General features: G+C 60.2%; 1 protein-coding gene. It reads left to right on the forward strand.

The genetic code is table 11. From position 1 onward, the window contains the following. Positions 1–1,049 (forward strand): NADH-quinone oxidoreductase subunit M (gene nuoM, locus AACG97_RS00285; protein WP_338463247.1); only part of this gene is annotated, 1,049 nt, incomplete at both ends.

Raw genomic sequence — 1,049 nt, forward strand, 5'->3', positions numbered from 1 at the left:
GCTGGCAGACCGAACGCTTTGGCGTGAAAGTGCCGCGCTGGATCGCGCTGATTACCATGGGACTGACGCTGGCGCTTGGCCTGCAGCTGTGGATGCAGGGCGGCTATTCTCTGACGCAATCCGCGGGTATTCCGCAATGGCAGTCGGAATTCGTGCTGCCGTGGATCCCACGCTTCGGCATTAGCATCCATCTGGCGATCGACGGCCTGTCGCTGCTGATGGTGGTGCTGACCGGTCTCCTCGGCGTGCTGGCGGTACTCTGTTCGTGGCGTGAAATCGAAAAATACCAGGGCTTCTTCCACCTCAACCTGATGTGGATCCTGGGCGGCGTCATCGGCGTGTTCCTCGCCATCGACATGTTCCTGTTCTTCTTCTTCTGGGAAATGATGTTGGTGCCGATGTACTTCCTGATCGCGCTGTGGGGCCATAAAGCTTCTGACGGTAAAACGCGTATCACGGCGGCCACCAAGTTCTTCATCTATACCCAGGCGAGCGGTCTGGTGATGCTGATCGCCATTCTGGCGCTGGCCTTCGTCCACTTCAACGCCACCGGCGTGTGGACCTTCAACTATGAAGATCTGCTGAAAACGCCGATGTCCCACGGCGTGGAATACCTGCTGATGCTGGGCTTCTTCATCGCCTTCGCGGTGAAAATGCCGGTGGTACCGCTGCACGGCTGGCTGCCGGACGCCCACTCCCAGGCGCCGACCGCCGGTTCCGTCGACCTCGCGGGCATCTTGCTGAAAACCGCGGCCTACGGTCTGCTGCGCTTTGCGCTGCCGCTGTTCCCGAACGCCTCCGCCGAGTTTGCGCCCATCGCCATGTGGCTGGGCGTGATCGGTATCTTCTACGGCGCGTGGATGGCCTTCGCCCAGACCGATATCAAACGTCTGATCGCTTATACCTCCGTTTCCCACATGGGCTTCGTGCTGATTGCTATCTACACCGGCAGCCAGCTGGCTTATCAGGGGGCGGTGATCCAGATGATCGCCCACGGTCTGTCCGCGGCCGGTCTGTTTATTCTGTGCGGCCAGCTGTACGAACGTCTG

This window comes from Pseudomonas sp. Nvir (assembly GCF_963778085.1).
GTDB lineage: Bacteria > Pseudomonadota > Gammaproteobacteria > Pseudomonadales > Pseudomonadaceae > Aquipseudomonas > Aquipseudomonas juntendi.